14 protein-coding genes, 6 tRNA genes and 3 rRNA genes are annotated in these 18,499 nt (G+C 40.8%); 22 read left to right on the forward strand and 1 reads right to left on the reverse strand.

Annotated elements, in window-relative coordinates; genetic code table 11:
* The first annotated feature begins 94 nt into the window (after positions 1–94).
* From CJ229_RS07240 to CJ229_RS07250, 3 genes are read left to right on the forward strand one after another with little or no spacing between them, the layout of a single operon-like run.
* On the forward strand, positions 95–472 hold the full coding sequence (locus CJ229_RS07240) for a hypothetical protein (RefSeq protein ID WP_040928437.1): 378 nt from the start codon (positions 95–97) through the stop codon (positions 470–472).
* Between the two features lie 59 nt (positions 473–531).
* Entirely contained in the window at positions 532–1,122 is a 591-nt protein-coding gene (locus CJ229_RS07245) for a ribonuclease H1 domain-containing protein (protein ID WP_070709665.1), read from the forward strand.
* Positions 1,123–1,899, forward strand: a complete 777-nt coding sequence (locus CJ229_RS07250) for a Cof-type HAD-IIB family hydrolase (RefSeq protein ID WP_068129537.1) — start codon at positions 1,123–1,125, stop codon at positions 1,897–1,899.
* 37 nt (positions 1,900–1,936) lie between these two features.
* Here the strand turns inward: CJ229_RS07250 and CJ229_RS07255 are convergent, their stop codons facing one another.
* The gene (locus CJ229_RS07255; RefSeq protein WP_068129539.1) at positions 1,937–2,590 is read right to left on the reverse strand and encodes a metal-dependent transcriptional regulator; all 654 of its coding nucleotides are present in this window, start codon (positions 2,588–2,590) and stop codon (positions 1,937–1,939) included.
* 146 nt (positions 2,591–2,736) lie between these two features.
* Here CJ229_RS07255 and CJ229_RS07260 point away from each other — a divergent pair, with 146 nt between their 5' ends.
* From CJ229_RS07260 to glmM, 19 genes are all read left to right on the forward strand, one after another.
* Positions 2,737–4,041 carry a pyrimidine-nucleoside phosphorylase gene (locus CJ229_RS07260; protein ID WP_145998130.1) on the forward strand — a complete coding sequence of 435 codons (1,305 nt, stop codon included), beginning with the start codon at positions 2,737–2,739 and terminating at the stop codon, positions 4,039–4,041.
* Positions 4,042–4,049: 8 nt separating this feature from the next.
* Positions 4,050–5,195 (forward strand): UTP--glucose-1-phosphate uridylyltransferase, encoded by a 1,146-nt coding sequence (locus tag CJ229_RS07265; protein WP_102167172.1) that lies wholly within the window; start codon positions 4,050–4,052, stop codon positions 5,193–5,195.
* Positions 5,196–5,870 carry a PAQR family membrane homeostasis protein TrhA gene (gene trhA / locus CJ229_RS07270; protein ID WP_070623868.1) on the forward strand — a complete coding sequence of 225 codons (675 nt, stop codon included), beginning with the start codon at positions 5,196–5,198 and terminating at the stop codon, positions 5,868–5,870.
* A gap of 95 nt (positions 5,871–5,965) precedes the next feature.
* Positions 5,966–7,012 carry an Mrp/NBP35 family ATP-binding protein gene (locus tag CJ229_RS07275; RefSeq protein ID WP_102167165.1) on the forward strand — a complete coding sequence of 349 codons (1,047 nt, stop codon included), beginning with the start codon at positions 5,966–5,968 and terminating at the stop codon, positions 7,010–7,012.
* The gene (locus CJ229_RS07280; RefSeq protein ID WP_068129547.1) at positions 7,009–7,644 is read left to right on the forward strand and encodes a KinB-signaling pathway activation protein; all 636 of its coding nucleotides are present in this window, start codon (positions 7,009–7,011) and stop codon (positions 7,642–7,644) included. Before CJ229_RS07275 ends, CJ229_RS07280 begins: the two co-directional genes overlap by 4 nt.
* A gap of 348 nt (positions 7,645–7,992) precedes the next feature.
* Positions 7,993–9,553 (forward strand): 16S ribosomal RNA (locus CJ229_RS07285).
* 194 nt (positions 9,554–9,747) lie between these two features.
* Positions 9,748–12,618 (forward strand): 23S ribosomal RNA (locus tag CJ229_RS07290).
* A gap of 52 nt (positions 12,619–12,670) precedes the next feature.
* Positions 12,671–12,784, forward strand: a 5S ribosomal RNA gene (rrf, locus tag CJ229_RS07295).
* Together the 16S, 23S and 5S rRNA genes with 6 tRNA genes alongside form the textbook arrangement of a ribosomal RNA operon.
* A gap of 17 nt (positions 12,785–12,801) precedes the next feature.
* Positions 12,802–12,873: transfer RNA gene (locus CJ229_RS07300), tRNA-Asn, on the forward strand.
* A gap of 7 nt (positions 12,874–12,880) precedes the next feature.
* Positions 12,881–12,952, forward strand: a tRNA-Glu gene (locus CJ229_RS07305).
* Positions 12,953–12,976: 24 nt separating this feature from the next.
* Positions 12,977–13,049 (forward strand) — tRNA-Val (locus CJ229_RS07310).
* A gap of 9 nt (positions 13,050–13,058) precedes the next feature.
* Positions 13,059–13,142, forward strand: a tRNA-Tyr gene (locus tag CJ229_RS07315).
* Between the two features lie 6 nt (positions 13,143–13,148).
* A tRNA-Gln gene (locus CJ229_RS07320) sits at positions 13,149–13,220 on the forward strand.
* A 3-nt stretch (positions 13,221–13,223) separates the two neighbouring features.
* Positions 13,224–13,296, forward strand: a tRNA-Lys gene (locus CJ229_RS07325).
* A 131-nt stretch (positions 13,297–13,427) separates the two neighbouring features.
* Positions 13,428–14,336, forward strand: a complete 909-nt coding sequence (gene rocF, locus CJ229_RS07330) for an arginase (protein WP_102167763.1) — start codon at positions 13,428–13,430, stop codon at positions 14,334–14,336.
* Between the two features lie 101 nt (positions 14,337–14,437).
* The gene (locus tag CJ229_RS07335; RefSeq protein WP_068129601.1) at positions 14,438–15,376 is read left to right on the forward strand and encodes a helix-turn-helix transcriptional regulator; all 939 of its coding nucleotides are present in this window, start codon (positions 14,438–14,440) and stop codon (positions 15,374–15,376) included.
* Positions 15,377–15,393: 17 nt separating this feature from the next.
* The gene (cdaA, locus tag CJ229_RS07340) at positions 15,394–16,215 is read left to right on the forward strand and encodes a diadenylate cyclase CdaA (protein ID WP_102167764.1); all 822 of its coding nucleotides are present in this window, start codon (positions 15,394–15,396) and stop codon (positions 16,213–16,215) included.
* Complete coding sequence (locus CJ229_RS07345) at positions 16,202–17,140, forward strand: CdaR family protein (RefSeq protein WP_102167765.1); 939 nt, start codon at positions 16,202–16,204, stop codon at positions 17,138–17,140. Before cdaA ends, CJ229_RS07345 begins: the two co-directional genes overlap by 14 nt.
* 9 nt (positions 17,141–17,149) lie before the next feature.
* On the forward strand, positions 17,150–18,496 hold the full coding sequence (glmM, locus tag CJ229_RS07350; RefSeq protein WP_102167766.1) for a phosphoglucosamine mutase: 1,347 nt from the start codon (positions 17,150–17,152) through the stop codon (positions 18,494–18,496).
* Positions 18,497–18,499 lie beyond the last annotated feature (3 nt).

The following is an 18,499-nucleotide window of genomic DNA, read 5'->3' on the forward strand; positions in this document are numbered from 1 at the left end:
ATTATTAAACTCATTTTAAGTATCTTTTTTGTGTTTTTCATCAGCATATTTACTGATAAAAAACGCGCAAAATAATGGATCGGAGCTGATGGTGTTGAAACGCTATATCATGTTGATGTCAATGTCACTACTTTTAGCTGCATGTTCAACGAATACAGATACAAAAGAGCCGTCCGAAAACGTCGAAGAACCAAAAGAAAATATTGAAGAGAAAGATGTAGATAAAGATATGACAAAAACACGTTACATCGTCTCGTTTAATCGTGACGTTACATTAGAAGACCTAAAAGAATATGGTGTAGAAGAATCAGATGTGATTAATGAGATGGACAACATGAACATGAAGACAATCGATCTCGATGAGTCACAATACGAAAGTTTAAAAGAAGCGCCATTTGTCACGCATATTGAAGCGGATGAAGAAATCGGCATTCCCCCAGGGGAAAAAGAAGATAAATCTGATGAAATGTAATATCACGAAGGCAGACTCCGGTCTGCCTTTTTTGGTACAATGAACCGTGGAGGAGACATATGAGTAAATATTATGCAGTACGTAAAGGGAGAAGCCCTGGTATTTATAGAGATTGGGACACTGCAAAGCGCGAAGTGATGGGTTTTAGCGGTGCAGAGTATAAATCATTTAAAACTGAAGATGAAGCACTTCAGTTTATAAATTTAAACAAAAAAGAAGCTATAAAGTTAGATGGGCTTATAGCGTATGTTGACGGGAGTTATGATAAGCGATCAGAACGCGCAGGATTTGGTGCAATTCTAATTGAAGATGGTAAAGTAATACACGAAGCGTCGAAAGAGATTGCTATTAATAAAGAAAACAACTTATGGAACGTCAGCGCTGAAATTGGTGGAGTACTATATGCAGTTAACTATGCGATTTCAAATCAGTACGATAAAATTCACGTCCATTATGACTATGCAGGTTTAGAAAAATGGGCAACGAAAGAGTGGCGTGCAAATAAACCGACAACAAAAGAATATCAGAAGCAAATGGAGCAACTGATGCACCAAATCAAAGTAGATTTTATAAAAGTGAAAGCACACACTGGAGATTTTTATAACGAGCGCGCAGATAATCTTGCAAAACAATCAATTATGGAGGACTAAATGGTGAAAAAATTATTGTTTTTTGACATTGACGGAACACTTTATAATACATCGGTCAAAGTACCAGAATCTACTAAACGTGCGATTGAGTCTCTTAAAAAAGATGGACATACGTTAGTCATTGCGACAGGTCGCGCACCGTTTTTATTTAAAGATTTAAGAGAAGAGTTAGGTATTGAGTCGTTCATCGCATTAAACGGACAATACGCAGTCGTTGATGGAGAAGTGATTTACAAAAATCCGATTCCGAGTGACTTGTTAGAAGAAATATCTAAAGACGCTAAAAAACATAACCATCCAGTCGTCTATTTAAACGATACACATATGGTGTCAAATATAAAAGGTCATAGCCGAATCAACGAAGGGTTAGGCTCTTTAAAGTTCGATCAATCACCTGGACATAATGAAAACTTCCACCTTGAAAACGAAGTGTACCAAGGATTACTCTTCTGTACAGAAGATGAAGAAGACTATTATAAAGAAAGATATAGTGAGTTAGACTTTTTAAGATGGCATCGAGTGTCGTTAGACGTAATGCCAAAAGGCGGATCTAAAGCAGAAACAGTTAAAAAAGTGATCGAAAAGCTCGGATTTAATGAAGATGACGTCTATGCATTTGGAGACGGACCGAACGATTATGACATGTTAAAGCTCGTTAAGCACTCTGTTGCGATGGGTAACGGTGTCGATGAAACGAAATCAGTCGCCGAATATGTCACGAGTCACGTCGATGACGACGGATTATATCATGCGTTAAAACATTATAAACTCATTTAAATAAAACTAGCCGTGTCCGTATAAACGGATGCGGCTATTATAATGGTCGAACGAATATAAATTGTGCGATTGTAGAGGATATATATACGATTTCTCCGTTTGTTTCATTGTATAGTTCGTATGAGTCAAGCATATCATCGAAGTTCTTTACAGTGACGACGTCGTTTATGTTTAAGTTTTGGTTTTTAAAGTAATGTACGAGTCGGTCTTCGTTTACGAAACGCTGGATGACGACGGAATCGCTAATTTTTATGTCCGGTAAGATTTTCGCGTGGCGATCTGCGATTTCCATATCTTCAGGTAAAATCGCTCCGCCATGTGGACAATATTTTGGACGTCCTAGATATTCGTATATTCTTTCAGCGAGTTTATCTGAAGTCGAGTGCTCTAATAGTTCAGCTTCGTCGTGAACCTCATCGATAGAAAAACCAAGTTTTTCAACGAGAAACACTTCCCATAGACGATGTTTATGGACGAGTCGTTTTGCTTCTTCTGCGCCTTCAGCGGTAAGCATACTTCCGTGATACGGCTTTAAATCGATCCAGCCGATTTTAACTAGGCTGTTCATCATCTCGGTAACTGTTGGTGGTGAAATATTGAGTTTTTGAGATATCGATTTATTAGATACTCTAGAAAACTCGCCACCGAGTTCATATATGATTTTTAAGTAATCTTCTCTCGTCGGACTCATGTATAAACCACCCTTCGTTATGTAACTTAATTATGCAATGAATATTAATCTCGTGCAACATTCGTTTATTTTATCATTTAAATAGGATACGTTATAATGTAAGAATAGAAAAATATGTTCGAAAAAAGTTAAGGAAGTGTATGAATATGACAAGAATGATAGACATCATTACAAAAAAACGTGACAATATCGAATTATCAAAAGAAGAGATTAAATCGTTTGTTCAAGGATATACAAATGGAGATATCCCAGATTATCAAGCATCGAGTCTACTGATGGCAATCTTTTTAAACGGTATGACAGAAGATGAAGTTGCAACGTTAACGATGGAAATGGTTGAGTCTGGAGACCAAATCGACTTATCTGGAATCGAAGGGTTTAAAGTAGATAAACACTCGACAGGTGGTGTTGGTGATACTACGACGTTAGTATTAGCACCACTCGTTGCAGCAGTTGGCGTTCCAGTGCCTAAAATGAGTGGAAGAGGGCTAGGACATACAGGTGGAACGGTTGATAAGCTTGAAGCAATGGAAGGATTCCATGTTGAATTATCTCAAGAAGAATTTATCGATCTCGTAAACAAACAAAAACTTGCACTAGTCGGACAATCAGGTAACTTAACTCCGGCAGATAAACTGATTTACGCTTTACGTGACGTTACAGGAACAGTAAACTCGATCCCACTAATCGCAAGTTCGATTATGTCTAAAAAAATCGCAGCAGGTGCAGATGGTATCGTTCTCGATGTAAAAGTTGGTGACGGCGCATTTATGAAAAACGAAAAAGACGCAGAGGCACTCGCACATACGATGGTACAAATTGGTAATAATGTCGGACGAAATACGATGGCAGTTATTTCAAGCATGGAAGAGCCACTCGGTTATGCGATTGGTAACGCGCTAGAAGTGATTGAAGCAATTGAAACGTTAAAAGGGAAAGGTCCAGAAGATCTTACGGAATTATCGCTTGTCCTCGGTAGTCAAATGGTTGTTCTTGGTGGCGGTGCAAACAGTTTAGAAGAAGCACGTGGACTATTAGAGAAAGCAATCGAAGATGGTTCGGCACTTGAAAAATTTAGACAACTTATCGTTAGTCAAGGTGGTAACGGTGACGTGATTGATGACTACAGTCTATTGCCTACTTCTGAATATACGATTGAAGTAAAATCAGACAAAGCAGGATACGTCACTCAAATTGAGTCTGAAAATATGGGTATAGCAGCATCGATTTTAGGTGCTGGACGTGAAACGAAAGAAAGTGAGATTGACTTAGCGGTCGGTATCGTTCTAGAGAAAAAAGTTGGAGATAAAGTAGAAGTTGGAGACACACTAGCAGTGATTCACTCTAACAAAGAAAATGTGGATGACGTCATTTCACGCGTTAAAGATTGTTATACGTTTGGTGAAGAAGGAGTTCATCCAACACTCATTAAAAAAGTGATTACAGAATAGAGGTGTATATATTGAAACGATGGATTCCGCAATATGACAAGCTTAGAGAAACATCAAAAGAAAAAGTAGATGCACAGTTAAACGAGCTAGATTTAGAAAGAGTTAAATCTGTCTATGAAGACGTATATGTAAATCAGACGACGTTTGATACGTCAAATGTTGAAGAAGTCCCGTACGTGACAAAAGAAGAGTTAGACGTAGAAGCATTAGAACGTTTAGCACATACATCGATTGAAAACGGAAAAGTCGCGGTACTTTTAATGGCTGGTGGACAAGGGACACGCCTCGGGTACGACGGTCCGAAAGGTACGTTTATGTTTGACGACGTATCGCTTTTTGAACTTCAAGCGCGTCAAATCTTAAAATATAAAAAAGAAGACGTGTTAAACGTTCATTGGTACATTATGACGAGCGACATTAATCACGATGAAACAGTTCAATTTTTCGAAGAAAAAAACTACTTCGGATTACCAAAAGAAAATGTTCGCTTCTTTAAGCAAGAGCATTTTCCGTCTCTATCAAAATCTGGAGAGTTACTATTAACTAAAGAAGAAGAAATAATGATTACACCGAACGGAAACGGTGGAATATTTAGTGCGCTTAAAGCGAGCGGTATGCTAGAAGATATGAAATCGCGTGGCGTTGAAGCGGTGTTTATGAATAACGTCGACAATGTCGTCGTAAAAGTACTCGACGAAGTACTTGTCGGTCTTCATTTAGATGAAAAAAATGAAGTGACGTCAAAATCGATTACACCTAAACCAAATGAAAGTGTCGGTCGACTCGCGTTACTTGACGGTAAGAAAACAGTCGTTGAATACACTGAAATTCCTGACGGAGAAGATGCGTCATTTACAAATGGAAATATCGGTATTCATGTATTTAGTATCCCGTTTATCGAGAAAGCGGCAGAGGCGGATATGCCATATCACCTCGCGCTTAAAAACTTAGAGTTTTTAGATGATGATTTAAAGTTAGTAAAAGAAGAAGCGTTAAAATTTGAAAAGTTCTATTTCGACGCATTTATCGTTGCAAATAAACATAAGACGCTTCAAGTGGACCGTGCAGGAGAATTTTCACCACTTAAAAACAAAGAGGGTCAAGATAGTGTGGAAACAGCGCGTCGTGATCTTGAGAGGTACGAACTGATATAGATGAAAGAAAATAATATCTCTGTTGAAAAAACTTTAAAACACATTATTCCTTTATCGTTTGGTGAAGAAGTAGGAAATAGCGTCAGTCACGGTGTCGCAACATTTCTATTTATATTTTTACTTCCTTTTACTGCGATATATATGTATGTAGAAGGTGGGGCAATGCATGCGTTTGGCGGTAGCGTGTATGTCATTTCAATTATTACAATGTTTTTATCGTCGACGATTTACCATATTATGGCACCGGGCACACATCACAAATATGTCATGCGTTTAATTGACCATAGTTGTATATACATTGCGATTGCCGGTACGTATACACCAGTCGCGCTTAGCGTTATCGGTGGATTTTGGGGATATACGATTCTCATACTCCAGTGGAGTGCGGCGATTTTAGGTGTACTATATAAGACGTTAAGTCCGAAAGTCAGTCCAAAAATTAGCTTAGCGTTTTATCTTGTGATGGGGTGGATGATTGTACCGTTTTTACCTGCCGTATTATTTGGTACAAATATTATGTTTTTAGTCATGCTTTTTATAGGTGGCGTATTATATACAATTGGCGCATGGTTCTATGCGCAAAAAGATAAGCGATACTTCCATATGATATGGCACTTTTTTATATTTATAGCGAGTGTCGCTCATTATATCGGTATCGTGTTCTACATGATTTAACATAAAATCAGACTTCATACGCATTTTATTGCATGAAGCAATCGCTTATTATGATAATATAAGTTCAAATAGCGATTATCGAGAGGGGATTTTAAATGATAACAGAGTCAGAAGTACGTCAAATAGTGGAGAGTGTAAACGATCCGATTTTAAACGTACCGATTTCTGAAACGAGTGGTATCGAATCAGTCAAAATAATAGAAGATAAAGGACACGTCAGCTTAAAGATTTTAATTGGACGTTTAGGTGGACAAGAACAGTTAGACTTACAAATTAAAATCGTTAATTTATTAAAAGAAGCGGGCGCTAACAGTGTCGGTCTTCGTTTTGACGAATTACCAGAAGAAGAAATTAATAAACATAAAGCGACGATGGGTAACCAATACGAAAGTCAGTTTGATATGGAGAAAACGAAGTTCATCTCTGTAGCATCTGGTAAAGGTGGCGTTGGTAAATCAACGGTTACGGTAAACCTTGCGGTTAAATTACAAAAGCTTGGTAAAAGAGTTGGAATCATCGACGCAGATATATACGGGTTTAGTGTGCCAGATATGATGGGGATTTCAGAGCAACCCGAAATTAAAGATAAAAAAATTATTCCGGTTGAACGCTTCGGGGTTCAAGTTATTTCTATGGGATTCTTTGTTGAGGAGAATACGCCTGTCATTTGGAGAGGGCCAATGCTCGGTAAAATGTTAACGAGCTTCTTTAAAGAAGTAGAATGGGGCGACCTAGACTATCTTCTACTCGATTTACCACCAGGAACAGGAGATGTTGCGCTTGACGTACATCAAATGTTACCTGAAAGTAAAGAGATTATCGTAACGACACCACATCCAACAGCAGCATTCGTTGCAGCTCGTGCAGGAGCGATGGCAATTCATACGGATCACGAGATTTTAGGTGTTGTAGAGAATATGTCTTACTTTGAAAGTAAAGAAACAGGCAATAAGGAATATATATTCGGTAAAGGTGGCGGACAAAAACTCGCGGAAGAGTTAAACGTGCCGTTACTCGGGCAGATTCCACTTGGCCAACCAAACTTTGACAAAGAAGACTTTGCACCGTCCGTTTACCTTGAAGGTGAAATTAGCGATCATTATGAGAAAATCGCAAAACGCATTATCGAGGAAGAAGAATGAGTTCAAAATATGTTGTTAAGTTTTACTTTACGACGTTAATTATCGGTGTAATTGCGTCTACTTTTATCAGTCTGTTTACAGAATATGAGAACGTGACGAGTCACTTGTTTAAAGGGGACTTCTCTGAGTTTTTCGTCGGTTTAATATGGATTATAGGATACGGACTTATTATCGCGACTGTCGCACAAGTTGTTTTCTATATATACTTGTTCATTAACCCACTTGGACTCGGGATATTTAGAAGTTTTTGGCCATACGTACAAATCCTTCTTATTATGTATGCGATATTTGATCTTTTCTACTTAAGATTTTTCAAAGTTGGAAAAGATCACGGTTCAACGTTTGAATTCATATGGATACCAATTATTGTTGTAATTGTCGGATTCGTAGTCGCATATGTTAAAAATAAACAAGTCGAAAAGAATATCTTTATACCGTCATTGTTCTTTATGATATTTATGACGTCGTTAACACTACTACCATTTATATCAGTAGAAGATACGACTTGGATATACCGTTCGATATTTACTGTACTCATATTAAATGCGTACCAATTACTTAGATTGCCAAAATATATTGAAGCATCTAGAGAAGATAAAATCGCACGCGGTATCGTTAACAAAGACAAATAAAAGACTATAACTTTAGAGCGCTACACCAGCGCTCTAAAGTTTTTTAAAAAGATATATTTTTACGCTTGACCATTTTTTGTTTACTTGCTATTATATAAAAGTCGTCAAAATCAAGAAACGACAGACGCACGAAAAATAAATTTTAAAATATCAAAAAATAACTTGCTTTAATTTTTTGAACGTGCTATAGTAAATATTGCGCTTTTCAAAAGCGCGACAAATGAACATTGAAAACTGAATGACAATATGTCAACGTTAATTCCGATAAAAAGAAGTTACTATATAAAGGTAACGAAACTAGAGCGACTAGTATAAAACGCAGTTTAAAAGAGCTAGAAAACTCTAACTATTATGGAGAGTTTGATCCTGGCTCAGGATGAACGCTGGCGGCGTGCCTAATACATGCAAGTCGAGCGCGACTTCTTATACCGAACCTTCGGGTTCACTTTAAGAGTCGAGCGGCGGACGGGTGAGTAACACGTGGGCAACCTGCCCTTAAGACTGGGATAACTACGGGAAACCGTAGCTAATACCGGATAACACTTTTAAACATAAGTTTAGGAGTTAAAAGGTGGATTTATCTATCACTTAAGGATGGGCCTGCGGCGCATTAGCTAGTTGGTGAGGTAACGGCTTACCAAGGCGACGATGCGTAGCCGACCTGAGAGGGTGATCGGCCACACTGGAACTGAGACACGGTCCAGACTCCTACGGGAGGCAGCAGTAGGGAATCTTCCGCAATGGGCGAAAGCCTGACGGAGCAACGCCGCGTGTGCGAAGAAGGTCTTCGGATCGTAAAGCACTGTTGTTAAGGAAGAACGACAGTAAGAGTCACTGCTTACTGTGTGACGGTACTTAACCAGAAAGCCACGGCTAACTACGTGCCAGCAGCCGCGGTAATACGTAGGTGGCAAGCGTTATCCGGAATTATTGGGCGTAAAGCGCGCGTAGGCGGCGAAATAAGTCTGATGTGAAAGCCCTCGGCTCAACCGGGGAAGGTCATTGGAAACTGTATCGCTTGAGTGCAGAAGAGGAGAGTGGAATTCCATGTGTAGCGGTGAAATGCGCAGAGATATGGAGGAACACCAGTGGCGAAGGCGGCTCTCTGGTCTGTAACTGACGCTGATGTGCGAAAGCGTGGGGATCAAACAGGATTAGATACCCTGGTAGTCCACGCCGTAAACGATGAGTGCTAAGTGTTAGGGGGTTTCCGCCCCTTAGTGCTGCAGCAAACGCATTAAGCACTCCGCCTGGGGAGTACGGCCGCAAGGCTGAAACTCAAAGGAATTGACGGGGACCCGCACAAGCGGTGGAGCATGTGGTTTAATTCGAAGCAACGCGAAGAACCTTACCAAATCTTGACATCCTCTGACCGTCATGGAGACATGATTTTCCCTTTGGGACAGAGAGACAGGTGGTGCATGGTTGTCGTCAGCTCGTGTCGTGAGATGTTGGGTTAAGTCCCGCAACGAGCGCAACCCTTAACTTTAGTTGCCATCATTGAGTTGGGCACTTTAGAGTGACTGCCGGTGACAAACCGGAGGAAGGTGGGGATGACGTCAAATCATCATGCCCCTTATGATTTGGGCTACACACGTGCTACAATGGGCAGGAACAAAGGGCAGCGAAACCGTGAGGTCAAGCGAATCCCATAAAACTGTTCTCAGTTCGGATTGGAGTCTGCAACTCGACTCCATGAAGCTGGAATCGCTAGTAATCGTGGATCAGAATGCCACGGTGAATACGTTCCCGGGTCTTGTACACACCGCCCGTCACACCACGAAAGTTGGTAACACCTGAAGCCGGTGGCCTAACCATTAGGAGGGAGCCGTCGAAGGTGGGACTGATGATTGGGGTGAAGTCGTAACAAGGTAGCCGTATCGGAAGGTGCGGCTGGATCACCTCCTTTCTAAGGAAATGGAACGGAAAGATGACATATTGTATTCAGTTTTGAGTGTAATCACTCTAAAGACGTACATTGAAAACCAAATAGAAGCAACAGATTATATATTAATATATGATTTCAAGCGTAGAAACCGAGAACGAAAAAGTTCAAAAATACACGCGCGATAGAGTAGAGATACTCTCTCACAAATTCATTACGATTAAGTAGTGAAGGGCGCACGGTGGATGCCTTGGCACCAAGAGCCGAAGAAGGACGGAACAAACACCGATATGCTTTGGGGAGCTGTAAGTAAGCTGTGATCCGAAGATTTCCGAATGGGGGAACCCGGCATTTTTAATGTCACTCCATTACGAATTAAGTAGTGATGGTAGAGGTAGACCTGGGGAACTGAAACATCTTAGTACCCAGAGGAAGAGAAAGTAAACACGATTCCCGTAGTAGCGGCGAGCGAAGTGGGAAGAGCCCAAACCAGTTTAAACTGGGGTTGTAGGACTTCGAGATGCGAGAAGCAAGTTTAGTGGAAGATTATGGAAAGAATGACCATAGAGGGTAACAGTCCCGTACACGACAAGCGAGCGGACGCTAGAAGTATCCTGAGTACGGCGGAACACGAGGAATTCCGTCGGAATCTGGGAGGACCATCTCCTAAGGCTAAATACTCCTTGGTGACCGATAGTGAACCAGTACCGTGAGGGAAAGGTGAAAAGCACCCCGGGAGGGGAGTGAAATAGAACCTGAAACCGTGTGCCTACAAGTAGTCAGAGCCCTATAAGGGTGATGGCGTGCCTTTTGTATAATGAACCGGCGAGTTACGCATACATGCAAGGTTAAGCAGCGAATGTGGAGCCGAAGCGAAAGCGAGTCTGAAATGGGCGAGTAGTATGTGTGTGTAGACCCGAAACCAGGTGATCTACCCATGACCAGGTTGAAGTCCAGGTAACACTGGATGGAGGACCGAACCGACTTATGTTAAAAAATGACCGGATGAGTTGTGGGTAGGGGTGAAATTCCAATCGAACCTGGAGATAGCTGGTTCTCTCCGAAATATATTTAGGTATAGCCTCATATTATCATCGTGGAGGTAGAGCACTGTTTGGATAAGGGGCCCATCCCGGGTTACCGAGTTCAGACAAACTCCGAATGCCATAGATGAGATGTATGGGAGTCAGACAGTGGGTGATAAGGTCCATTGTCGAAAGGGAAACAGCCCAGACCACCAGTTAAGGTCCCCAAATATATGTTAAGTGGAAAAGGATGTGGCGTTGCACAGACAACTAGGATGTTGGCTTAGAAGCAGCCATCATTTAAAGAGTGCGTAATAGCTCACTAGTCGAGTGACGCTGCGCCGAAAATGTACCGGGGCTAAACATATTACCGAAACTGTGGATCCGAGAGGATGGTAGGAGAGCGTTCTATATGCAGCGAAGCCAAACCGAGAGGGAAAGTGGAGCGTATAGAAGTGAGAATGCCGGTGTGAGTAGCGCAAGACGGGTGAGAATCCCGTCCACCGAACGACTAAGGTTTCCAGAGGAAGGCTCGTCCGCTCTGGGTAAGTCGGGACCTAAGCCGAGGCAAACAGCGTAGGCGATGGACAACAGGTAGAAATTCCTGTACCGGTGTAACATGAATGAGTGAAGTGGTGACGCAGGAGGAGAATCGAATCGCACGACTGGAAGAGTGCGTGCAAGTGACAAGCTGTCATACCAGGCAAATCCGGTATGAGTGTAAGGTAAGTCATGATGCGGAGGGCGAAGCCCGAAGATCGATATTCACACTGCCAAGAAAACCCGCTAGCGAGTGTTATACTGCCCGTACCGCAAACCGACACAGGTAGTTGGGAAGAGAATTCTAAGGTGAGCGAGCGAACTCTCGTTAAGGAACTCGGCAAAATGACCCCGTAACTTCGGGAGAAGGGGTGCTCATGAAAATGAGCCGCAGTGAATAGGCCCAAGCGACTGTTTATCAAAAACATAGGTCTCTGCCAAACCGAAAGGTGACGTATAGGGGCTGACGCCTGCCCGGTGCTGGAAGGTTAAGAGGCGTGCTTAGCGTAAGCGAAGGTACAAATCGAAGCCCCAGTAAACGGCGGCCGTAACTATAACGGTCCTAAGGTAGCGAAATTCCTTGTCAGGTAAGTTCTGACCCGCACGAAAGGCGTAACGATTTGGGCACTGTCTCAACGAGAGGCTCGGTGAAATCATAGTTCCAGTGAAGATGCTGGATACCCGCGACAGGACGGAAAGACCCCGTGGAGCTTTACTGTAGCTTGATATTGAATCTCGAGTACACCTGTACAGGATAGGTGGGAGTTTAAGAAGCATGCACGTCAGTGTATGTGGAGACGCTGGTGGGATACCACCCTGGTGTACTTGCGGTTCTAACCCGGTACCGTGATCCGGTACGGAGACAGTGTCAGGTGGACAGTTTGACTGGGGCGGTCGCCTCCTAAAATGTAACGGAGGCGCTCAAAGGTTCCCTCAGAATGGTTGGAAATCATTCAAAGAGTGTAAAGGTATAAGGGAGCTTGACTGTGAGACCAACAAGTCGAGCAGGGTCGAAAGACGGACTTAGTGATCCGGTGGTTCCGCATGGAAGGGCCATCGCTCAACGGATAAAAGCTACCCCGGGGATAACAGGCTTATCTCCCCCAAGAGTTCACATCGACGGGGAGGTTTGGCACCTCGATGTCGGCTCATCGCATCCTGGAGCTGTAGTCGGTTCCAAGGGTTGGGCTGTTCGCCCATTAAAGCGGTACGCGAGCTGGGTTCAGAACGTCGTGAGACAGTTCGGTCCCTATCCGTCGTGGGCGTAGGAAATTTGAGAGGCGCTGTCCTTAGTACGAGAGGACCGGGATGGACATACCACTGGTGTACCAGTTGTCGTGCCAACGGCATAGCTGGGTAGCTACGTATGGACGGGATAAATACTGAAAGCATCTAAGTATGAAGCCCCCCTCAAGATGAGATTTCCCTATAGATGCCAGAGAGACGATCTGGTTGATAGGTTTGGCGTGTAAGTATGGTGACATACTCAGCGGACAAATACTAATTCATCGATGACTTATTCAATATGATTCAAGCGTGTAACTACGAATTGCTTCTATTTGGTTTTGAGTGTATGTCTAGTGACGATGGCGGAGAGGCCACACCTGTTCCCATGCCGAACACAGAAGTTAAGCTCTCCAGCGCCGATGGTAGTTCGGTTGACCCGTGCTAGAGTAGGACGTCGCTAGGCAAACATTTTTATATTATTCCGCAGTAGCTCAGTGGTAGAGCTATCGGCTGTTAACCGATCGGTCGTAAGTTCGAATCTTACCTGCGGAGCTTTTATGGCCCCTTGGTCAAGCGGTTAAGACACCGCCCTTTCACGGCGGTAACACGGGTTCGAGTCCCGTAGGGGTCACTTTTTTATACAATTTTATAACTTGGAGAATTAGCTCAGCTGGGAGAGCACCTGCCTTACAAGCAGGGGGTCGGTGGTTCGAGCCCGCCATTCTCCATTTTTTTATGGAAGGGTAGCGAAGTGGCTAAACGCGGCGGACTGTAAATCCGCTCCTTCGGGTTCGGCAGTTCGAATCTGCCCCCTTCCACCATTATATTGGCCTGTAGCCAAGCGGTAAGGCAACGGATTTTGGCTCCGTCATGCAAAGGTTCGAATCCTTTCAGGCCAGTATGAGCCGTTAGCTCAGTCGGTAGAGCATCTGACTTTTAATCAGAGGGTCACAGGTTCGATTCCTGTACGGCTCACTAATAGCACTAGCAATAGCTAGTGCTTTTTTTATGCATAATATATACATGAAAACGTTTTAATTTACATATTGTTTATCCATCTCACCTCATATAAACTATATATATAATACATAAAGGTGGGTTTTAATATGTCATTTGAGATTGACTTAATTGGAGCAACAACAGCATTTGGGCAAGGTAAACCTGGAGTGACTTTTGGACCAGATGCTTTAAGAATGGCGGGCATTGTAGAAATGCTTGAACAAAATGGACATACTGTTACTGATGTTGGAAATATTATCGGTAACTATCCTCATAATTTTACTAAACAAAATATTAAAGTAACAGATGATCTTAAAAATTTAGATGAAGTAAGAGACTACTCTGAAGCGCTCGCTAAAGCAACATCATCAAGTGTAGAAAACAATAAATTCCCTTTAACTATCGGTGGGGATCACTCGCTTGCGCTTGGTAGTTTATCTGGAATTGCACCTCACTATGACAACTTAGGCGTCATTTGGTTTGATGCACATGGTGATTTAAATACAGCAGAAACATCTCCGAGTGGTAATATTCACGGTATGATTTTAGCAGAATTATTAGGTGTAGGTAATGATAAGTTAACGTCGGTGAACGGCTTTAATGCAAAACTTAAATTTGAAAACGTCGTCTTAATCGGAATTAGAGATTTAGACGATGGAGAAAAAGAACTAATTAAAGAAAAGAATATTTTAACGTTCTCTATGAGTGACGTAAGAATACTTGGTTTAAATGAGATTTTAAACCGTACTTTAAAGCATTTAGAGCATACAGATGGTTTACATTTATCATTTGACGTAGACTCAATTGACCCGATGGAAGTAAAAGGTACAGGTACTAAAGTACCAGGAGGACTTTTTACTTCTGAAGTCATCATGTTTATGGAAGAATTAAGTAAAACAAACAAACTCACTTCAATGGATTTAGTAGAAGTGAATCCTTTACTCGATGAGGAAAATAAAACAGCAGAAACAGCTGTACACGTAACAGAATATTTATTCGGTAAACGTACAAAGTAAGCTAGTGCAATTGCACTAGCTTTTTTAACGTTTATTAAACATTGTTGCATTTTGTTATAAAAACGTTCATACTCTAAAAGAGTGAAACGTGAGGTGTACATATGATTGGTAATAGAATTAAAGAATTAAGGAACAATCAAAAGCTGACTCAAGAAGAATTGTCTGAAGGCATCGTATCGAGAACGTATTTAAGTTTAATTGAAAAAGGATCGGTTCAGCCATCGAATAACGTGCTTGTTAAGTTAAGTGAACGACTTGGTGTAAATGTGAATGACTTGATGGTTGAAAGTAAGAACTATCAATACAGCGATATCGATATGAGTCGTGAGATAATTTTTTATGAAAATAAAATTCAAAATGAAGAATTTGACGTCATTGAACAATTTATCGACAACCACTATGAAGAAAAAGAAGATATTAAAAAGTTAGATCTAGCGAGAATCTATTTAATATATGGAGAATATTATTTAAATCGATCTCAATACAAGTTATGTAAACGATATCTAGACGATGCAGCAGATATACTGTTAAAAATGCCTGTGAACGATTATTTTATTCGTTATACGAATGTGATCAGTCGCTACTATGTTAAAAATAATGATTATGATGAAGCACTCGACGTTTTAGAACGTGCACTCGTTGAAATGTCATATACGAATCAGTTTCAACTAGAATCGATTCAAAACTTATTTTTAATGGCGAATATTTATTTCGATAAAAAGCAGTACTATACAGTACTTAGAATTATCAATAGAATGGAATATCTATCTCGTCAAGTGAATATCACTTATAAAGAGGACGACGTACGTTATATGAAGGGTATTTGCCTGTATCATGAGAAAAAATTTGATACACTAGAACTAATTACAGCACACAAAACTAATGTGTACGATAAAGTATTGTATTCATATTCACTTCTTGCGAAAGGGGACGTTAAGTCTGCGCTTGATATATATGGAACGATTGAATTCACGCGTGAATTCAATGCATTGAATGAGATAATAGACGAACTCGACGAGCGATTCAAATCTATTATCTAGAGAGGAAAAGAAACGACATGCTTATAGGAAAACTATTTGAAGAAACACCAACACTCCATTTAATTACAAGTATTGTCGACTTATTAATTGTATGGTTTGTATTTTATCAACTAATTAATGTGATTAAAGGGACAAAAGCAATCCAGTTAATCAAAGGTATATTTTTCATAATCATCGGTCGAGCAGTGAGTAACTTCCTTGAACTGACGACGACGACACAAATATTTGACCTTGTACTTCAATGGGGATTCTTAGCAGTAATTGTAATATTCCAGCCTGAGTTAAGACGAGCGTTAGAACAACTCGGACGAGGAAAGATCTTTAAAAAGTCGACGACAAATCGTGAAGACGAATTAGAGAAGTACCGTGAAGAAATGATTACTGCTGTGAAATATATGGCCAAACGTAGAATCGGGGCTTTAATTGTATTTGAACGTGAAACTGGATTAAAAGACTATATCGAAACAGGGACGCCGATGAATGCAGATTTAACTGCTGGATTACTCATTAACGTTTTCGTGCCGAATACACCACTGCATGATGGAGCGATGATTGTACGAGACGATAAAATCGTTACAGCAGGTAGTTACTTACCGCTATCGGATAGTAACAAGATTGGCAAAGAGCTTGGGACTAGACACCGAGCAGCTGTCGGTATTTCAGAAGTTACAGATGCATTTACAATCGTCATTTCTGAAGAGACTGGTGACGTTTCTACGACTATTGACAGCCGTTTAAGAAAAAATATTTCGATAGAAGAACTCGATGAAGAATTAAAGAAGTACTGGATAATGACATCCGTAAAGAAAGACGGAGGTGGTCTATTTGCTAGAAAGTAAACCGGGTATACTTATCGTATCACTGATACTCGCGTTATTCATGTTTGCGAGTGCCAATAAGATATTTGAAGATTTTAATCTGTTTGGACAAAGTGGTGGTAATAATACGATTACGATTGAAAATGTACCTGTTGAATTAAAGTACGATGAAGAAGAGTACTACGTGACAGGGGCACAAAAAACAGTCCAAGTGAACTTCTCAGGAACACCATCAAAGTTAAAGCAAATTCAAGCGACAGATAACTTTAACGTCATATTAGATTTACGAAATTATGAGCTTGGTGAGTTTGAAGTGACGTATGAAGTAGAAGGAATACCTGAAGACGTCACAGCAACAGTTTTACCGAAAAAGACTATGGTATCGATTCAAAACTTAGTCGAACAAACATTTGAAGTTCAGGCGGAAGTAAATGAAAGTCGTTTATCATCTAACTATACAATCGAGTCTATTACGACAGACCCAGAAGTCGTCACTGTTAGAGGTGGAGAAGATGATATGGCACGTATACAGTATGTTCGTGCAATGATTTCTGGCACTGAGAAGATTACTGACGCGATTAGAGAAAGTGCGGAAGTGAGTGTCTTTGACGGCGTTTATAACAAATTAGATGTCGTAATCGAGCCGCAGAAAGTTGCAGTAGATATTAAAGTGAAAGAAAATAGTAAAGAAGTGCCGGTCTATTTAAATGTCGTCGGTAGTTTAAAAAGTGGATACCAACTCGATGGTATCTCATTAGAAAATGAGACGATAACAATATACGGACCACAAGATATGCTTGATGAAATCGTCGGAGTCGAAGCGGAAATTAATTTAGAAGATATCGATCAATCTGGTAGTTTTAATGTATCACTATCACTACCAAGTAATATACAAAAAACTGAACCAGCGAACATAAAAGCTGAAGTCAAAATAAGTAAGAAATAGGAGTTAATTATGGGTAAATATTTTGGAACAGACGGTGTTAGAGGAGTAGCAAACGCGTTTTTAACACCAGAACTCGCATTTAAACTTGGACGTGTTGGAGGCAGTGTTTTACTTGAAAATAGTAAAGAAGAAAGACCGCGCGTTCTGATCGGAAGAGATACACGTATTTCTGGAGAGATGTTAGAATCTGCACTCATTGCTGGATTATTATCAATCGGAGCAGAAGTCATTCGCCTTGGGGTTATTTCAACACCAGGTGTTGCATATTTAACAAAAGATATGGAAGCGGACCTCGGTGTGATGATTTCTGCATCACATAACCCAGTGGAGGATAACGGTATTAAGTTCTTCCAAAACGACGGATTTAAACTCGATGACGAGACAGAAGCAAAAATTGAAAGTATGTTAGAAGAAGATGCTGAATTGCCACGTCCGACAGGTGTCGATGTTGGATTTATAACAGACTTTTTCGAAGGTGGTCAAAAATATTTAAGTCATTTAAAAGCGACAATTGACGGAGATCTACTCGATCAACATATCGTCCTTGACGGTGCACATGGTGCGACGTATTCACTTGCTCCGTACTTATTCGGTGACTTAGAAGCGGACGTTGATACGATTGGCTGTAATCCAGATGGTACAAACATTAACGCTGGATTCGGTTCAACACATCCAGAGAAATTACAAGAAAAAGTCGTCGAACTCGGTGCTGACTTTGGTCTTGCGTTCGATGGAGATGGCGATCGTATCATTGCGGTTGACGAAAAAGGACAGCTCGTCGACGGAGATAAAATCATGTACATCTTAGCAAAGGACTTAAAAGAAAATGGTCTTTTAAATGACGACATGGTCGTAAGTACAGTAATGAGTAACTTAGGGTTTTATCAAGCACTTGAAAAGTTAAAAATTAAAAGCGACAAAACAAAAGTTGGAGATCGTTACGTCGTTGAAGAAATGAAAACACACAACTATAACTTAGGTGGAGAGCAATCTGGTCATATTATTATGCTCGACCATAATACAACAGGTGACGGTTTATTAACAGGTGTACAACTCGCACACATCATTAAGAAAAGTGGTAAGACACTAAGTGAATTACATGGTGAAATGGTGAAATTCCCACAAGAACTCGTGAACGTAAAAGTCGAGGACAAATATCACGTAACTGATAACGAAAAAGTAAAATCAGTCATACAATCTGTCGAAGAAGAAATGGCGGGTAATGGACGAATTTTAGTTCGTGCATCCGGAACAGAGCCACTTGTACGTGTAATGGTAGAAGCAGAAACAGAAGAACAAGCGAAATCTTATGCAGAAAAAATTGCTCAAATAGTCGAAGAAGAAATGGGATTATAAAAA

The sequence above is a fragment of the Nosocomiicoccus massiliensis genome (genome assembly GCF_002871345.2).
Lineage (GTDB): Bacteria > Bacillota > Bacilli > Staphylococcales > Salinicoccaceae > Nosocomiicoccus > Nosocomiicoccus ampullae_A.

Bases quoted from the DNA above. Each gene is read 5' to 3' on its own strand.
- CJ229_RS07245 (WP_070709665.1), top strand. From the start codon at position 532: ATGAGTAAATATTATGCAGTACGTAAAGGGAGAAGCCCTGGTATTTAT.
- CJ229_RS07250 (WP_068129537.1), top strand. From the start codon at position 1,123: ATGGTGAAAAAATTATTGTTTTTTGACATTGACGGAACACTTTATAAT.
- CJ229_RS07255 (WP_068129539.1), bottom strand. From the start codon at position 2,590: ATGAGTCCGACGAGAGAAGATTACTTAAAAATCATATATGAACTCGGT.
- CJ229_RS07260 (WP_145998130.1), top strand. From the start codon at position 2,737: ATGACAAGAATGATAGACATCATTACAAAAAAACGTGACAATATCGAA.
- trhA (WP_070623868.1), top strand. From the start codon at position 5,196: ATGAAAGAAAATAATATCTCTGTTGAAAAAACTTTAAAACACATTATT.
- CJ229_RS07275 (WP_102167165.1), top strand. From the start codon at position 5,966: ATGATAACAGAGTCAGAAGTACGTCAAATAGTGGAGAGTGTAAACGAT.
- CJ229_RS07280 (WP_068129547.1), top strand. From the start codon at position 7,009: ATGAGTTCAAAATATGTTGTTAAGTTTTACTTTACGACGTTAATTATC.
- rocF (WP_102167763.1), top strand. From the start codon at position 13,428: ATGTCATTTGAGATTGACTTAATTGGAGCAACAACAGCATTTGGGCAA.
- CJ229_RS07335 (WP_068129601.1), top strand. From the start codon at position 14,438: ATGATTGGTAATAGAATTAAAGAATTAAGGAACAATCAAAAGCTGACT.
- cdaA (WP_102167764.1), top strand. From the start codon at position 15,394: ATGCTTATAGGAAAACTATTTGAAGAAACACCAACACTCCATTTAATT.
- glmM (WP_102167766.1), top strand. From the start codon at position 17,150: ATGGGTAAATATTTTGGAACAGACGGTGTTAGAGGAGTAGCAAACGCG.